Consider the following 15,112-nt stretch of genomic DNA (forward strand, 5'->3'; position numbering starts at 1 on the left):
GCACCCGGGATAAGCGACGAGCGCTGCCCACCCTGTGATGAGCGTCGTTTCGTTTTCTTCTGGCTCGACAGGCCCAGGGCCGCTGGTCTGCGCGTGGTTCAGTGGGCGGGGTAGAAGGCGTTGACCTCGCAGAGGACCTGCTGGGGTACTTCGCTGAGGAGCCAGTGTCCGGCGCCGGGGATGTCGGTTCCGGTGGCTGTGGGGGCTCCGTCCCGTACGGCGGACAGCAGCAGGGGCGCGAAGCCGTCCTGGGTGAGGAGGCGGACCGGGATGGTCAGCGGTGTTGCTTGCAGGCGGGTGTTGTCGGCCTGGTCCTGGGTCCAGGTGCGGTACAGCTCGAAGCCCGCGTGGAGGACCTGGGGGCGGGAGTAGACCCGGGTGTACTCGGCGATCTCGTTGTCGGGGACAGGGCGGGGGGTGTGGGACTGGGTCGGGTAGAAGTAGGTGAGGAAGGTCTTGACCCGGCCGGTGACCAGATCCTCCGCCAGCGGCTGCTGGAGGTTGAAGGAGAAGTGCCACTCCAGCGGCTGGATGTCGGAGAACTTCAGGTTCTTGCCGACGAGGGGGAAGTCCATCAGGAACAGCCCCGCCGCCTGCTGTCGGTACTGGGCGGCGAGGGCGTAGGCGACGCCGACGCCGAAGTCGTGGGCGATGAACCGTACGTCCTGTCGGTAGCCGATCTTGTCGAGCAGCAGGTGGGTGTAGGTGGCGAGTGTCTGCTTGGTGTAGGAGGGCGGGTTGCCGGTGGAGTCACCGAGGCCGGGCAGGTCGACGGCGATGACGGTACGGCCGGGCAGCAGCGAGGGCATGATGCCGCGGAACTCGTACCAGCTCTCGGGCCAGCCGTGCAGCAGGGCGGTGGTCTGGGGTCCGTGGCCGCCGATGACGTAGTGCATCTGTACGCCGTTGACGGTGGTGAAGCAGTGCCGGAAATTCTTGTTGAACGCGGTGTCGTGCTTGGTGGCGGCGTCGTATCCGGGGCTGAGGGGCTTTTCCGGGTCGACACAGGCGGGTGCCTGGGAGGCCGGGGTGTGGGCGGCGGAGGCCGGCGCGGTGGCCCGGTCCTGGCCGGTGGCCGACGCGGTGAGTGTGGCGCCGACGAGGGCGGCGGTGCTCAGCAGGACGGCGGTGAGGAGCAGGAGGAGTCGGCGGCGGCTTGGGCGCCGTAGAGCTGACGGGTCGATGGGCACGGGAGTCCTTCGGGTGTGGGTTGCCGGGGTGGCGGGGTGGCGGGGTGGTGGGGTGGTGGGGTGGTGGGGTGGTGGGGTGGTGGGGTGGTGGGGTGCCGGTGCGGCGAGCGCGCCGGTGCAGGGCTGGTCGGGGCAGTGGGTCATTGGGTCAGGGAAGCCAGTTCACGCCATTGGGCCCGCGGGAAGCCGCCGTTGGCGGTGAGGACGTGGAGGGCGACGTGATCGGCACCCGCGTCGTGGTGTGCTCGTACGCGTCGGGCGATGGCCTCGGTGTCGCCCCAGGCGACCACGCTGTCGATGGGTCGGTCGCTGCCGCCGTCGGCGAGGTCGGCGTCGGTGAAACCCTGTCGGCGCAGACTGCGGGCGTAGTGGGCCATGCCGATGAACGAGCCCAGGAATCCGCGCGCGGTGGCCCGGGCCGTGTCGGGGTCCGAAGCCAGGATGACGGCCTGGTACGGCGCGAGGGCGGCGGCCGGACCGAGCAACTGCCGTGTCGAGGCAGTCGATTCGGGCGTGACCAGGAAAGTGTGGACGCTCACTGTGCGGCGCGCGGCCAGGTCGAGGAGTCCGGGGCCGAGTGCCGCCAGGACCCGTTCGCCCGCGGGCAGGGGCGTGGCGGAGGTGTCGAGTTGGTCGAGACAGTCGTTCATGTCGGCGACCGGGCGGAAGGGGCGGCCGACCTGCTGGGCGGCGGCGGGGTCGCTCACGCCGAGGCCGGTGATCAGCCGCGGGTTGTAGGTCTGCTGGAGCCGGTGGTGACCGGCGGCCATCTCCTCGGCGTCGTGCCGCCAGATGCTACGCCGTTGTCTGTCGGAGGGGTGTGTCAGAGGGGGTCTGTCATCGGGGTGTCGGGGGGCCGGGCCGGTGCCGGTGCGCCCGCTGCCGCCGGGCACATCGGCACCACCCGAAGGGGGCGGAATCCGACTGGGGGTCAGATCTGGTTGAGGCCGCCGTCGACGTAGAGATTGGCTCCGGTGATGAAGCTGCTCTGATCGGTGGAGAGGAAGAGGATCGCGTTGGCGATCTCGTCGGGGCGGCCCATCCGGCCCAGGGGCACCTGGCCCGCGAGGAAGCCCTTCAGTCCGGCCGCCTGCTCCTCGTCGGGGGCCAGACCGGCGATTCCGGGGGTGTCGATCGGCCCGGGAGTGACGGCGTTGACCCGGATCCCGCGGCCCTTGAGCTCGTTGGCCCACGTACGGGCGAAGGAGCGGACGGCGGCCTTGGAGGCCGCGTAGACGCCGAACGCCTCGGTGCCGGTCGTGGCGGTGGTCGAGCCGGGCACGATGGCCGAGGCGCCGTCGTTGAGCAGGGGCAGCGCCTTCTGCACGGTGAACAGCAGACCCCGGACGTTGATGTTGAACGTCTGGTCGAAGTGGTCCTCGGTGACCTGCTCCAGTGTGGTGAACGAGCCGCCGCCGGCATTCGCGAACAGCACGTCGATCCTGCGGCCCTGGCCGCGCACCGTCTCGTAGAGCCGGTCGAGGTCTCCCAGCACCGATACGTCCCCCTGTACCCCGGTCGCGTTGGCGCCGATGGTCTCGACAGCGGCGTCCAGCTCGGGCTTGCGCCGCCCGGTGATGAACACGTGCGCGCCCTCGGCCGCCAGACGGACTGCGGTCGCCAAGCCGATGCCGGTGGTGCCGCCGGTGACGACGGCGGTCCTGCCTTCGAGCTGTCCCATGAAAATTCCTTCTTCTCATCGCCGGAACCGGGCATGGCGCAGCCAGGCCGATCCTCCGGCTGATCTGGTAAAACTTGCGCACCGATCGGTACTGAAATGGACGGTAGCACGCCTCGCCCCCACTTGAGTACCGGACGGTACCGATGTGGGTATACTGGCTGTTCATGGACAGCAAGCAGAAGTCAGTGATGGGCCGGCCGCGGGGCTTCGACGCCGAAAAGGCGCTGGACCGCGCGCTGACGGTGTTCTGGGAGCAGGGCTACGAGGGCGCCACACTGACCGACCTGACCAAGGCCATGGGCATCACCCGCACGAGCATGTACGCGGCCTACGGCAACAAGGAGGAGCTGTTCCGCAAGGCCTTGGACCGCTACACGCAGGGCCCGGCGAGCTATGTGGCCAAGGCGCTGGAGGAACCGACCGCGCGGGCGGTGGCGGAGGCACTTCTTCACGGGGCGGTCCGCGCGACGACCCGCCCGGACCGCCCGGCGGGATGCCTGGGTGTGCAGGGCGCGCTGGCCGCCGGCGAACCGGCACACAGCGCCCGTGACGCGCTGATCGCCTGGCGCCAGGACGGCGGGAAGGCCGTCCGTGAACGCTTCGAACAGGCCAAGGCCACCGGCGACCTGCCCCCGGACGCCGACCCGGCCCACCTCGCGCGCTACGTGACCACGTTCGCGTACGGCATCTCCGTACAGGCGGCCGGCGGCGTCTGCCGCGAGGACCTCCAGCAGATCGCCGACACCGCACTGCGGAACTGGCCCCCGGTATCGCCCGGTTGACCCAAGCTGGCTCATGCCCCCGCCGTGACCGCGGCCAGACATCGGGTTGCCGCTTGCGACACGGGAGGCCGGGAGAAGTTGAACCCAGCACGCCCCCGGCGCATTATGTATCGATGAGTACCGATGTGTGTATCGTGTGGCCATGGGCACCGACACGCAGTCACCGATCGGAAGGCCGCGCGGTTTCGACTCCGAGCGGGCGCTGGAGCGCGCCATGCTGGTCTTCTGGCGGTACGGCTACGAAGGCTCCACGCTGACCGACCTGACCGACGCCATGGGGATCAGCCGGACCAGCATGTACGCGGCCTACGGCAACAAGCGCCGGCTCTTCGAACTCGCACTGGCCCGGTACGCCCAGACCGTCATGGCCTACGCGGGCCGCGCCCTGGCCGCGCCGGCCGCACGTCAGGTCGCCGAGACCTTCCTGCGGGAGAACGTGATGGCCGTCACCGCCCGGGACCGCCCGCTCGGCTGTTTCTCCCTCCAGGGCGGTCTGTCCTGCGGCCCTGACAACGCCGGCGTCTCCCTCACTCTCGCCCGCTCTCGCCAGGCCGGGGAACGCGCCATGAGCGAGAGGTTCCACCAGGCCGCCCGGGAAGGCGACCTCGCCCCCGGAACCACGCCCGACGACCTCGCCCGCTTCATCATGGTCCTCTCCGAAGGACTGGCCGTACACGCCGCGGCCGGCTCCACCCCCGAGGACCTCACGCGGGTCGTCGACATCGCCCTGCGCGCCCTGCCGGAGGACACATCCCGGCGGGCCGGCCGTCCGGCGAGCCGGTGACCGGATCCATGAACCCGCCCCCCCACTCTCGGACAGCGGCTCAGCCACGCTCGCGAGGGCGGCTTCGTGGGCCGCGCCGAGGAACTGGACCTGTTCGGCTCGGCCCTGGACGGTAAACCGGATTCCTTCGCCGTACTGTTCGTCCACGGACCGGAAGGAATCGGCAAGTCCAGTCTGCTGCGCAGGTTCGCCGACCTGGCGCGCTCAGCGGGGCGGACCCTCATCCGGGTCGACGGGCGTTCCCCGGGCCTGTCCCCGGACAGCTTCGAAGCCGAGGCGGCAGCGGCCTTCGACGACGAACGGCCCGTCCTGCTGATCGACACCTTCGAGCAGTGCCAGGGCCTGGAGACATGGCTGCGGGACAGCTTCCTGTCCCGGTTGCCGGCCGAAGCCGTCGTCGTGATCGCGGGCAGACAGCCGCCCGGCCTCCCTTGGCAGGCCGATCCCGGATGGACACAAGCACTGCACGTGATCGCCCTGCGCAACCTGCCGCCCTCGGACGCGACCGCGCTGCTGGTATCGCGACAGGTGCCGCCCCCACTGCACTCCGCGCTCCTCGGGTTCAGGTCCGCCCTGCTACTGACGACCGCTGTCGGCCGCCGGCCTTCGTTCTCACCGCCGGACAGGCTGGCGACACACCCGCTTTCACTGACGTGACGACACGGCCGCGCGTTCCCCGACGCCGTGGACGGCCCCACACCAGGCCGGACGCGGTCCTTGCTGACAAGGCGTACTCCTCCCGCGCGATCCGCGACCATCTGCGCAAGCACGGCATCCGCACGGTGATTCCCGTTCCGGCGGACCAGCGGGGCCATCGGCTGAACCGGGGAAGCCGGGGCGGCAGGGCCACCGGCCTTCGACCCCGAGACGTACAAGCAGCGCAACACCGTCGAACGGTGCATGAACCGCCTGAAGCAATGGCGTGGCCTCGCCACCCGCTACGAGAAGACCGCGACCATCCGCCTGGCCGGACTCCACATCTAAGAGCTCCTAACGAAATGATCTTCAACGACTGGGGTGGGCATATATCGCGCCGCCGCCACCTGCTGCCGCATGCGGCAACCGACGGAAGGGAGTTCGTGAGGCGACGGAACACCCGCTGTGAAATCGGCGGGCCGGGTTGCCTCCGCGGTTCCGGTGACGTGCGCGCAGCCGTGTCTATGGTTGGCGCTGCAGCAGTGGCGGCCGGGTGGGCGGCCCCATGACGCGCCCCTTCTACGCCGAGGGTTCTCGGCCGAGGCTGGCCAGGATCAGGGTGAGTCCTTCCTCGAATTCCCGGTGGGCATCTGCGCCGGCTGTGGTGGCGAGTGCGGCGAGTGTGGGATTGGCGTCACTCGCGACGGTGCGGACGCGGTCGGCCTCGCCTTTGGGGTCGCTTTCGGGGGTGAGCGGTCCGGCGAGTTCGGATTGTGCGATCCCCATGACGAAGCCCATGACCGCGCGGAATGCCACCAGGAGGTCGAAGCCGGTGCGTCCGGACCGTGCCAGGGCCGCAGCCAGTGCCTCTGCCGGGGCCAGGGCGCCCGGTGAGGAGGTGCGGCGGGTCAGGATCAGGGGGATGGCGGCCGGGTGTTCGCGGACGGTGCTCCACAGTGCCGTGGCTGCGGTTCTCGCGTCGGCCGTCCAGTCGTCCGTCGGCTCTGTCCGTGGCACCTTGGCCGCCACCGCGTCGACGACGAGTTCTTCGAGGCCGTCACGGCCGTCGAGGTAGTTGTAGAGCGTCATCGGCCCGGTGCGGAGAGCAGCCGCGAGGCTCCGCATGGAGAGCCCGGCGAGACCCTCACGGTCGACGATCTCCAGAGCCTGCCGCTGGATCTGGGCGAGCGTGTAGCGCGCCGGCCTTGCCATGTGACCTCCACTTGACACGTACGCCGTACGTAAACGACTCTACATCACGTACGGTGTACTTAAACGAGAGGAGCAGCGACGGTGTTCGACACCATTGGCACGTCGTTCCAGTCCGGGGGCAGCCGGTGCGCCGCCTGGCTCACCTGTCCCACCGGCGCGGGGCCGTTTCCGGCCGTCGTTCTGGTCCACGGCTTCGGTGCCACTCACGAGATGCGGCTTGCCCAGTACGAGCAGGCGTTCGCCGCTGCCGGGACGGCCGTGCTCTCCTTCGACTTCCGCAACATCGGTGCCTCGGAGGGAACCCCGCGCCAACTCATCTCCGTACGCCGCCAGTTGACGGACATCGACGCCGCCCTCGACTTCATCCGGCGGGATCCGAAAGTCGACGGCAGCCGAATCGCCCTCTGGGGCACCTCGATGGGCGCGACCCATGCCCTGTTGACGGCGGCCCGGCATCCCGAACTGGCCGCGGCCGTGATGCAGTGCCCGGTGGTCAACACGATGGACGCGGCCTTCAGTTCGGGCCTGCGACACGTTCTCCGGCTCGCCGGCCCGATCACCGACGACCTGGTCCGAGCCGCCTTGCGGCTGCCCCGCAGGTACATCGGCGTCGTCGGCGAACCGGGCAGCTCCGCGATGGTGACCGTGCCCGGAGCCAGGGACGGCTGGTACGGCATGGTTCCCGCAGGAGTGGACTTCGACAACCGGGTCACCGCTGCCGTCGGCGCCCAACTCGTCACCCTCAACGCCTCCCGAAAGGCGGGAAAGATCAAGTCCCCGCTGCTCGTGTGCGTGTCGGACCACGAGACGCTGACGGATCCCCGCATCGCCGTGAAGACCGCCGAACGCGCACCCAGAGGTGTCGCCATCCACTACCCGGCCGACCACTTCGAGGTGTACCACGCACCGCTCGTCGACGGGATCATCGCCGACCAGGTCGCCTTCCTCACCCGCCACCTCGGGCTGAGCGGGGCCCTCCATGCGTGACCTCGTCCGCCGCCAGGACGAGCACTTCCTGGAATTCGCGTCCTCGCTGACCGACGACGAATGGGCCGCACCCAGCCTGTGCGCCGGCTGGACGAACAAGGACGTCCTGTCGCACCTGGCCCTCGGCCTTCAGGTCCGCAACACGCGGCTGCTGACCGAAATGGCAAGACAGCGCGGCTCGTTCGACACCGCGAACGACATACTCACCCGCACACACACCCAACGCCACAGTGCCGCCGAACTGATCGGCCAATTCGACCGCGGGCACGACAGCCCCCGCGGAATCGGACGGCTGCTCCCATCCCCACTGCTCCTGGGCGACCACACCGTCCACCACCTCGACATCGCGCTGGCCCTCGGCCGGTCCGCAGACCTCGCGCCGGAAGTCGCGAACGCTGTCCTCCACGTGGAGACGACCATCCCCAACCCGTTCGTCCCCGCCAGGACCAGAAGCAGGAACCTGCACCTGACCGCCACCGACACGGGATGGAACACCGGACCGGCCGGCCGGCCGGAGGTATCCGGCCCGGCGGACGCCCTCATCTCCGTACTGGCCGGGCGCGGACACGCACGCGGCCGACTCGCCGGCCCCGGCCTGCCGATGCTCGCGGCCCGGCTCTGACCTCCCTCCTCACGCACAGGCCCCTTCTCACCTCCGCATCGCACACAACGGCTCCTCATCGACCGCAGCGGCGAGGGGCCACGGTACGACCAAGAACCGTTTCGCGGCTCGGCAGATGGCTGGAAAGCGTGACGACGCCGCTCTGTTCACGGGTAGGGAAAGCCGTGTGAACGGCACCGTACGCGACGGGATGCGGCCGGTGCGTTCGCGTTGGGTCCTGGCTTGGGGTTCGTGGCGCGCTGCCCGGGGCGGCGCGGCCGAGGAGGGGGAGTCATGGCGGAGCAGACGGAGCGGCCGACGGGTTTACGCGCGGGGGCGGCGGGGACCGGGGTGGTGGCCTTCGATCCGCGGACGCGGATGTGGGTGACGGAGGCGGAGGCAAGGGCCGGGCGAGCCGGTCTGGTACAAGTGCCCCGTCTGGACGGCTCGTTGCGGTCGGACGAGGTGCCGCTCGCCGAGGGCGCGGACGACTTCGGGCACATCGTGCACCACGTCCCGGCGGCCGTGCTGGAGGCCGAGTCCGCCGACGACGTGGTGGAGATGATCACGTTCTGCGACACGTACGGCGTCGAGGTGGCCGCCCGCGGTCAGGGACACGGGACGTACGGGCAGGCGCAGGTGGCCGGCGGGCTGGTGATCGAGACGGGGTCACTGAACCGGATCGGGCCGGTGAGGGCGGGGCAGGTCACGGTAGGCGCCGGAGCCGTGTGGAGCGCGGTGGCGCGGAAGACTCTGCGGTACGGGCTGACGCCGCCGGTCTTCACGGACTACCTGGAGCTGTCGGTGGGCGGCACCCTGTCCGTCGGCGGGCTGGGCGGCCAGGCGCACCGGTTCGGCGCACAGGTGGACAACGTCACCGCGCTGGAGGTCGTCACCGGGACGGGGGAACTGGTCAGTTGCTCGCCCACCCGGCAGCCGGACCTGTTCCGGGCGGTGCTCGCCGGACTCGGCCAGTGCGCGGTCATCGTCTCGGCGACACTGCGGCTGGTCACCGCGCCCGAGACCGTGCGGCACTTCCTGCTGCCGTACACGGACCTGGAGACGTTCCTGGCCGACCAGCGGCTGCTCGCCGGGGACGAGCGGTTCACCTATGTCGAAGGCTCGGTCGAGGCGGACGGCGAGGGTGCGTACACGGAGTACGTACTGGAGGCCGTCGCCTACGGGCCGCCCGCCGGACCCGAGCGGGACGACGCGGAGCTGCTGCGCGGCCTGCGGTACGACCGGTCAGCACCGCTCACCGCCGAGACACTCGGGTACTACGACTTCCTCGACCGCCTGGCCGCGGGGGTGGAGGACCTCCAGCACGCCGGCTTCTGGTCCTGGGCCCATCCCTGGCTGAATCTGCTGCTGCCCGGCGACCGCGCCGCCGAGCTGTCCCGCACCCTGCTGGACGGGCTCGCCGGGCAGGACACCGGCCCCGGCGGCGCCGTACTGCTCTATCCGCTGGTCCGCCGCCACCTGCGCACCCCCCTGCTGCGGGTCCCCGACGACCCGGTGCCGTATCTGCTGGCCGTCCTGTGGACCCTGGACCCGGCGCATCCCGCGGCCGTGAGCGCCCGCACGGCCGCCAACCACGCCGCGTACGAGACGGTCCGCGCGGCCGGCGGCACCCAGTACCCCGTGGGGTCCATCCCGATGACCGCCGCCGACTGGCGCGGCCAGTACGGCACGGTGTGGGAGACGTTCGCCGCCGCCAAGCGCCGTTACGACCCTCATGACCTGCTCGCCCCGGGCCAGCACATCTTCACCCCTTGAACGGACCCGACCGCCGTCAACCGAAGCTCCGCCGGCCCGGGGCGACTTCAAATGGGTTCGCCGGTCGGCAGCGAAAGGGTGGTCGTGGCGTGGTCGATCACATGTGTCGTTGTCGCCATCGCCGTGCCCGTCGCGGGCGGCTCGCCGGTGCCCAGGTTGCGGTCGTACTCGGGGAACGAGCCGCCCGACAGCTGCAGCCGGATCCGCTGCCCGGCGGCGATCCGGCGAGCGCAGAAGTCGAGCGTCAGCTCGATTATTCGTGGTGTAGCCGGATCGTCCACGGACGGCAGCCGCAGCATCGCGTCGGAGAAGTTGACGGAGGTGCCGTCCGCGTCCACCACGCACAGGCGCGCGTGCAGGTCGGCGTGCGGGTTGTCCGAGGTCAGGCCGACGCTCAGCGTGGGACTCCCGTGGATCTCGACCGGTCGGCCGAAGGTCGCGGTGGTGAACGTGAGCACGTCTCGGCGCTGCTCGCGTGCGGTGTTGTCCCGCGGGCCGCCGTCCGGGGAGACGCGCCGGCCGCCGACAGTGGGCGTCGGGTCGGCCGGGTCGTAGGTGAACATCGAGGACCCGGTGTCGCCGTCCACGGTCAGCGATCCGCCCTCGCAGAGACGCAACTCCTGGTGCCCCGACGCCACGGGCAGGCTGGCGAGTTCGCGCCACTCCTCCGCACCGGCTACATGCAGCCGAACTGCCGGCCGGGTGAGGGCGGTGGCACCGTCCCGCAGGTGGTCGTCGAACCACGCCTGCGCTTCGTCCACCATCGTCCCCGCGGCGGCCGCGACGACATCGGTGTGCACCCACGGCCCGAGCGTCAGCGCGGCCGGCACACCCCGTGCGCGCAGCACCTCAAAAGCCTCGATGCTCTGCGGCAGGAACACGTCGTAGCTGCCGCCGATCAGCAGCGTCGCACCGGTGAACCGCTCCAGTGCCACACGGTGGTCGTACGGCCGCCAGTACGGGTCGGTGAGGCCGGGGTGACCGACCCACTCGCCGTACCAGGGCGCGGTGGGACCGAGCAACTCCGCCCCGGCCAGCAGCGGTAGCCGCTGCGTGGCGTCGGCCGGCAACTCGTCGGCGACCCCGGGAGACGGTCGGCGCACAAGGTTGCTCCAGCTCTGGCTTTCCTGCACGGTGAACGCGCCGGTGCGGTAGAAGGCGGAGCCGAAGTCGTACGGCCCGACCACGATCACCACGGTTTTCGCCTCGGGCGGCGGGTCCTGGAGCAGGGCGTAGACGCAGTAGGCGAGGTAGGACATGCCGATCAGGCCCAGCCGGCCGTCGAACCAGGGCTGCTCGCGCAGCCAGCCGACCGTGTCGTGGCCGTCCGCCGCCTCCTGGACCATCGGCCGCAACTGACCGTCCGAGTCCGCCGTACCGCGGCAGCTCTGCAGCAGTACGTGGTAGCCGGCGCCGGCGAACACCTTCGCGAGCAGCACGTCGAACGGGAAGCCGCGCCCGTACGGTGAGCGTACGAGGATGGTGGGCGACGGCTCGTCCGTGTGCGGGGCGTAGTGCTCGGCCGCCAGTTCGATGCCGTCGCGCATGGGGACGCGCACTGTCGTTACCAGACAGTCGGTGCTGCGTGGGCTGATCCCCAGCAGGGCCAGGACCTTCTGGGGATCGGCCAGGTCCAGTGCCGCGTCCGGCGCGAAGTCGAAGTGGGCGTCTTCCGGGGAGTGGGCGTCTTCCGGCATGGGTGCTCCCGTTCGCAGGATCTGAAGAGCCGGGGCCAAGAGGGCCCCGGTGGTGGTTCAGGCCGAGACGGAATCGGTGACGTGGCGCCACTTCTCGTCGGACTCGGCCAGTACCTGGGCGGCCTGGTGGGCGTAGCGGTAGGCGTCGCTGCCGAGCAGGAGCCTGAGCGGCGCGTCCTCGCGGCCGGCGAGATCACACACGATCTGGGCGACCTTCGCCGGCTCGGCGGCTTCCACCCCGGTGGCGTCGCTCAAGGCCGCGGCGTTGCGGAGCAGGTCGGCGAACGCGCCGACGGTGGGCCGGTAGGGCTCGCTGACCGGCGGGATGGCCATCGAGGAGCCCGCCCAGTCGGTGCGCATGCCGCCCGGTTCGAGCACGGTGACCTTGATGCCGAGCGGCGAGACCTCCTGCGCGAGAACGGTGGAGAAGCCGCCGACCGCCCACTTCGCACTCTGATACGCGGCCAGTCCCACCGAGCCGATCCGCCCGCCGACCGAGGAGACCTGGAAAATGTGCCCCGCGCCCTGGGCGCGCAGTGTCGGCAGCACCGCCTTGGTGACATGTACGACGCCATAGAAGTCGGTGTCCAACTGGGCCCGGAAATCGGCCAGGTCCACGTCCTCGACGGCTGCCAGGTCGGCGTAGCCGGCGTTGTTGACCACCACGTCGAGGCGGCCGAACGCGGCCAGTCCTTGCTGGACGGCCTGCTGGACCTGGTCGTTGTCCGTGACGTCGAGCGCCACGGGCAGCACTCGCCCGCCGTGGCGCGCGACCAGATCCTCCAGCCGGGCCGGATTGCGCGCGGAGGCGACCACGCGGTCACCGCTTTCCAGTGCCGCTTCGACGATCGCGCGGCCCAGCCCGCGAGAGCTCCCGGTGACGAACCACACCTTCGACATGACCACACTCCTTGTATACCGACTTGTGTACCGGCGGTCCATTATGCCGGCGCCCCAAGCTAATGGACCGTCGGTACCATGTCAATGTACCGGTGGTCTACCATGGCGGTATGACCACATTCCGCCGGGCACGCAGCGAGGAACAGCGCGAGATCCGCAGACAGGCGATCCTCGACACCGCCGCCGCCATGCTCGACGAGATGCCCGTCAGCAAGATCAGCCTCAACGAGCTGAGCCGCCGGGTGGGGCTCGCCAAGTCACCGCTGCTGCGCTACTTCGAGTCCCGTGAGGCGATCCTGCTGGAACTGCTGGACCGCACCTGGAAACAGTGGCTCGCACAGCTTCCCGAGCAACTCACCGCCGGCATCGGCACCGACGGCACCGCCCAGCAGCGCGGCGCCCGGCTCGCCGACACCCTCACCCGCTCGCTCGCCGAGCAGCGCGCGCTGTGCGACCTGCTCGCCGCGCAAGCCGGGGTCCTGGAACACAACGTCTCCACCGATGTCGCCATCCGCTACAAGCACGCCGCCGTCGACAACGTGACCGTCCTCGCCGGAATGGTCCGCGACCACCTGCCCGAACTCGGCGCCGACGCCGGACAGGTGTCCGCCCAGGCCATCCTGATCACCGGCGCCATCCGGACGCACTCCGTACCGTCGGCGAGCATGCTCGCCGCCTACGACATCGATCCGTCACTGGCCGAGCAGCGCCTGGACTTCACCACCGCCATGCGAACGATGCTGACCACCCTGATCACCGGGACCCTCGCCCGTCCGCAGCTGGAAGCTCCTGCTCGGCGCTCCAAGAGACGAGGCGCACACCACTGACAAACAAGTCCCGACAGTCGCGATCAAGCCGTTCACCGCTCGCTGCTCGCCGCTCGCCGCTCGCTGCGACAAGGAGCACGGATCTGGACTGGGTGTACCGCTGGGCGGTCGGCACACCTTCCCATTACTGCAGCGGTTCCGACGCTGCGCATCCACTGGGAGATCCACGACGACATCCACGTCCCGTTCCTCCGGTTGGCGTGCAGCATCATCTGCTTCCGCTGGCTGCTCAACCTGCAATTTTGGTAGGAGATCCCACAACAGCTAACATAATCGGGCGATTTGACCCTGATGGCCCAGTTCGGGGTGGGAGGTGCTGTGCGGGATTCTGTACGTGCTGCACGCGATCCCGCCGGTCCGCGGCCGGGTCGGCCGTCCCCGCCACAAGCCAAACTCACTCTTCGCTGACCGCGGCTACGACATCTACCGCGACCAGGTCCGCGCCCGCGGCATCGTCCCCGCCATCGCCCGCCGCGGCACTCTGCACGGCACCGGACCGGGCATCTACCGCTGGGTCGTGGAAAGGGAGTTTTGCGTGGCTGCACGGCTTCCGCCGCCTGCGGATCCGGTGGGAACGCCGAGCCGACATCCACGAAGCCTTCCTCAAACTCGCCTGCTGCCTCATCACCCACCGACAGCTCAACTCGTTGTGTTAGCTGTTGTTAGGCATCTTCTTCCGGTCCGCCCGATGAACCAGCTGAGACTACGTCCTGGCGATCTCTTGCCGGAGCTGATGGGTGAAGCGGCGAAGCAGATCCAACGTCTCCCTGTGCTCGGCCCTGCGGTCGTCTCTGCCCTCGCTGGGTCGGGAGCTCCAAACCCGACGCGCGAGAGTATTGGCGAGATCGACAGTGTCATCGGCGCACAGCAGGTAGAGGGCTGACCGGGCTTCCTGCATCCGGCCCGCCAGTCGTTACCGCCGGCGCCGTCGTCACTCAGCTATGTTTCGCGAAGGTAGTCGATGAGCTGAGTCACGGCCGTGTTGAAGGCGACCCCGGCTTTCAGCTTCTGTTCGCGCAGCCACATGCGGTCCTGCCGGCGCGCAGTGAACCAAGAGCCGAACACGACCCCTATGAGGCCGATACCGGCCCCGATGGCCACAGACAGGATGGTCTCCACACTCAGCTCCCCCGACACACAGCTGACAGCAGGCTACTGAAACCACGGAGGACGCCCAACTCGATGAGCGACTCACACCAAGGATTCGGCGATCCGAACGAAACGGCCTAGGACGGTCATTGACTGCCGAAGACGACTACTGCGTAATACTGGCCCGCATGAGTGAGGCGCTTGGGTACGCAAGTCCGCAGCACTACCCCGCGGTTGTCACCGATCGTTGGGGCCGATTCGAGACGACTTTGGTCAACAACGGTGGGACGTTCACGATGGTCCTCCGTGGCAACCGCTTCGCGGGAACGTCAGTTGACAGTCTGGAGCTGATCGGAGCGCCCGCCGAAACCAACGAACCTCCTGCACTGCATCATGGCGATCTGTGCTCGTGCAGCATCGAGTGGCGCATGCCGGTTGAGGTCTCTCTGGCCGACACCGGACCCATGAGCGTCCCGTTGACCGTACGACTGGTCCTTGGAGATCCCGCACTCAACAACTCAATCGACTTGACCGGTGTGACGTTGCAACTGCACCTGCCGACCGGGGTTGTGGAGACAACCGCTCCCCAGGGCTGGATGGAGAATGCGTTGACGGACCTCCAGCACCGACTACCGGACGGCACCCGCCTCTTGGCCTGCATCTCATGCGCCTTCTCCGACTACAACCCGGCGGGCTCCGGGTTCATCGGCTCGATGGCTTGCTTCCGCGACAGCAAGGACGCTTACCGAGCTGTCACCAGCAAGCGGGACATATTCGCTCTCTGGGACAAGAAGAGCGGTCTCGTACAGGAGACGTTCCACTGCCCTGACTTCGAGCAACGTCAGCCGGGTACCGGATACCGCGGCTAGCTTCTTTGCGTGCTGTTCACAGCCGTTCGTTGATGGCTGCGACCAGCACCGTTGCGTGGTACCGGACAGCGAGCTTGTCGT

General features: G+C 69.3%; 15 protein-coding genes and 2 pseudogenes. 10 read left to right on the forward strand and 7 right to left on the reverse strand.

Annotated elements, in window-relative coordinates:
* Positions 1–98: 98 nt before the first annotated feature.
* Genes ACFU9P_RS02335 through ACFU9P_RS02345 form a run of 3 tightly spaced genes read right to left on the reverse strand, consistent with a single transcriptional unit; the run spans position 99 to position 2,871 of the window.
* On the reverse strand, positions 99–1,334 hold the full coding sequence (locus ACFU9P_RS02335) for an alpha/beta fold hydrolase (protein ID WP_384077265.1): 1,236 nt from the start codon (positions 1,332–1,334) through the stop codon (positions 99–101).
* Complete coding sequence (locus ACFU9P_RS02340; protein ID WP_384077267.1) at positions 1,331–2,083, reverse strand: TIGR03620 family F420-dependent LLM class oxidoreductase; 753 nt, start codon at positions 2,081–2,083, stop codon at positions 1,331–1,333. The genes ACFU9P_RS02335 and ACFU9P_RS02340 overlap by 4 nt, the downstream gene beginning before the upstream one ends.
* A gap of 38 nt (positions 2,084–2,121) precedes the next feature.
* Positions 2,122–2,871 (reverse strand): SDR family NAD(P)-dependent oxidoreductase, encoded by a 750-nt coding sequence (locus ACFU9P_RS02345; RefSeq protein ID WP_384077269.1) that lies wholly within the window; start codon positions 2,869–2,871, stop codon positions 2,122–2,124.
* Positions 2,872–3,035: 164 nt separating this feature from the next.
* On the opposite strand from ACFU9P_RS02345, the gene ACFU9P_RS02350 reads away from it, so the two are divergent.
* The 4 genes from ACFU9P_RS02350 (at position 3,036) to ACFU9P_RS02365 (ending at position 5,642) form a co-directional block, all read left to right on the forward strand.
* Positions 3,036–3,653: a TetR/AcrR family transcriptional regulator gene (locus tag ACFU9P_RS02350; protein ID WP_384077270.1), complete on the forward strand. Its 618-nt coding sequence runs from the start codon at positions 3,036–3,038 to the stop codon at positions 3,651–3,653.
* 142 nt (positions 3,654–3,795) lie between these two features.
* Positions 3,796–4,437 (forward strand): TetR/AcrR family transcriptional regulator, encoded by a 642-nt coding sequence (locus ACFU9P_RS02355; RefSeq protein ID WP_384077272.1) that lies wholly within the window; start codon positions 3,796–3,798, stop codon positions 4,435–4,437.
* Positions 4,438–4,503: 66 nt separating this feature from the next.
* A complete protein-coding gene (locus ACFU9P_RS02360; protein WP_384077274.1) occupies positions 4,504–5,094 on the forward strand; it encodes a hypothetical protein in 591 nt (196 codons plus the stop codon).
* Positions 5,091–5,642 (forward strand): transposase, encoded by a 552-nt coding sequence (locus ACFU9P_RS02365; protein WP_384077276.1) that lies wholly within the window; start codon positions 5,091–5,093, stop codon positions 5,640–5,642. Before ACFU9P_RS02360 ends, ACFU9P_RS02365 begins: the two co-directional genes overlap by 4 nt.
* 10 nt (positions 5,643–5,652) lie before the next feature.
* Here ACFU9P_RS02365 and ACFU9P_RS02370 read toward each other — a convergent pair whose 3' ends face one another.
* Positions 5,653–6,285, reverse strand: a complete 633-nt coding sequence (locus ACFU9P_RS02370) for a TetR/AcrR family transcriptional regulator (protein WP_384077278.1) — start codon at positions 6,283–6,285, stop codon at positions 5,653–5,655.
* Between the two features lie 81 nt (positions 6,286–6,366).
* Between ACFU9P_RS02370 and ACFU9P_RS02375 the strand changes: the two genes are divergently transcribed.
* The 3 genes from ACFU9P_RS02375 to ACFU9P_RS02385 all read left to right on the forward strand — a co-directional run bounded on the left by ACFU9P_RS02375 (position 6,367) and on the right by ACFU9P_RS02385 (position 9,649).
* On the forward strand, positions 6,367–7,272 hold the full coding sequence (locus ACFU9P_RS02375; RefSeq protein WP_384077279.1) for an alpha/beta hydrolase: 906 nt from the start codon (positions 6,367–6,369) through the stop codon (positions 7,270–7,272).
* Positions 7,265–7,894, forward strand: coding sequence for a maleylpyruvate isomerase family mycothiol-dependent enzyme (locus tag ACFU9P_RS02380; RefSeq protein ID WP_384077281.1), 630 nt, complete (start codon positions 7,265–7,267; stop codon positions 7,892–7,894). Before ACFU9P_RS02375 ends, ACFU9P_RS02380 begins: the two co-directional genes overlap by 8 nt.
* Before the next feature lie 273 nt (positions 7,895–8,167).
* Positions 8,168–9,649, forward strand: a complete 1,482-nt coding sequence (locus ACFU9P_RS02385) for an FAD-binding protein (protein WP_384077283.1) — start codon at positions 8,168–8,170, stop codon at positions 9,647–9,649.
* 47 nt (positions 9,650–9,696) lie between these two features.
* On the opposite strand, the gene ACFU9P_RS02390 is transcribed toward ACFU9P_RS02385, so the two are convergent.
* Both ACFU9P_RS02390 and ACFU9P_RS02395 read right to left on the reverse strand, forming a co-directional pair.
* Positions 9,697–11,346: a CocE/NonD family hydrolase gene (locus tag ACFU9P_RS02390; RefSeq protein WP_384077285.1), complete on the reverse strand. Its 1,650-nt coding sequence runs from the start codon at positions 11,344–11,346 to the stop codon at positions 9,697–9,699.
* Between the two features lie 57 nt (positions 11,347–11,403).
* Entirely contained in the window at positions 11,404–12,246 is an 843-nt protein-coding gene (locus ACFU9P_RS02395; RefSeq protein ID WP_384077287.1) for an SDR family NAD(P)-dependent oxidoreductase, read from the reverse strand.
* Between the two features lie 110 nt (positions 12,247–12,356).
* Here ACFU9P_RS02395 and ACFU9P_RS02400 point away from each other — a divergent pair, with 110 nt between their 5' ends.
* A complete protein-coding gene (locus ACFU9P_RS02400) occupies positions 12,357–13,073 on the forward strand; it encodes a TetR family transcriptional regulator (RefSeq protein WP_384077289.1) in 717 nt (238 codons plus the stop codon).
* Positions 13,074–13,398: 325 nt separating this feature from the next.
* Positions 13,399–13,729: pseudogene (locus tag ACFU9P_RS02405) on the forward strand (transposase); the annotation flags it as partial.
* 47 nt (positions 13,730–13,776) lie between these two features.
* Here the strand turns inward: ACFU9P_RS02405 and ACFU9P_RS02410 are convergent.
* Positions 13,777–14,192, reverse strand: a pseudogene (locus ACFU9P_RS02410) (hypothetical protein).
* Positions 14,193–14,350: 158 nt separating this feature from the next.
* On the opposite strand from ACFU9P_RS02410, the gene ACFU9P_RS02415 reads away from it, so the two are divergent.
* Complete coding sequence (locus ACFU9P_RS02415) at positions 14,351–15,031, forward strand: DUF6304 family protein (RefSeq protein ID WP_384077291.1); 681 nt, start codon at positions 14,351–14,353, stop codon at positions 15,029–15,031.
* Positions 15,032–15,112: the final 81 nt, after the last annotated feature.

This window comes from Streptomyces sp. NPDC057617, assembly GCF_042800555.1.
Classification (GTDB): Bacteria; Actinomycetota; Actinomycetes; order Streptomycetales; family Streptomycetaceae; genus Streptomyces.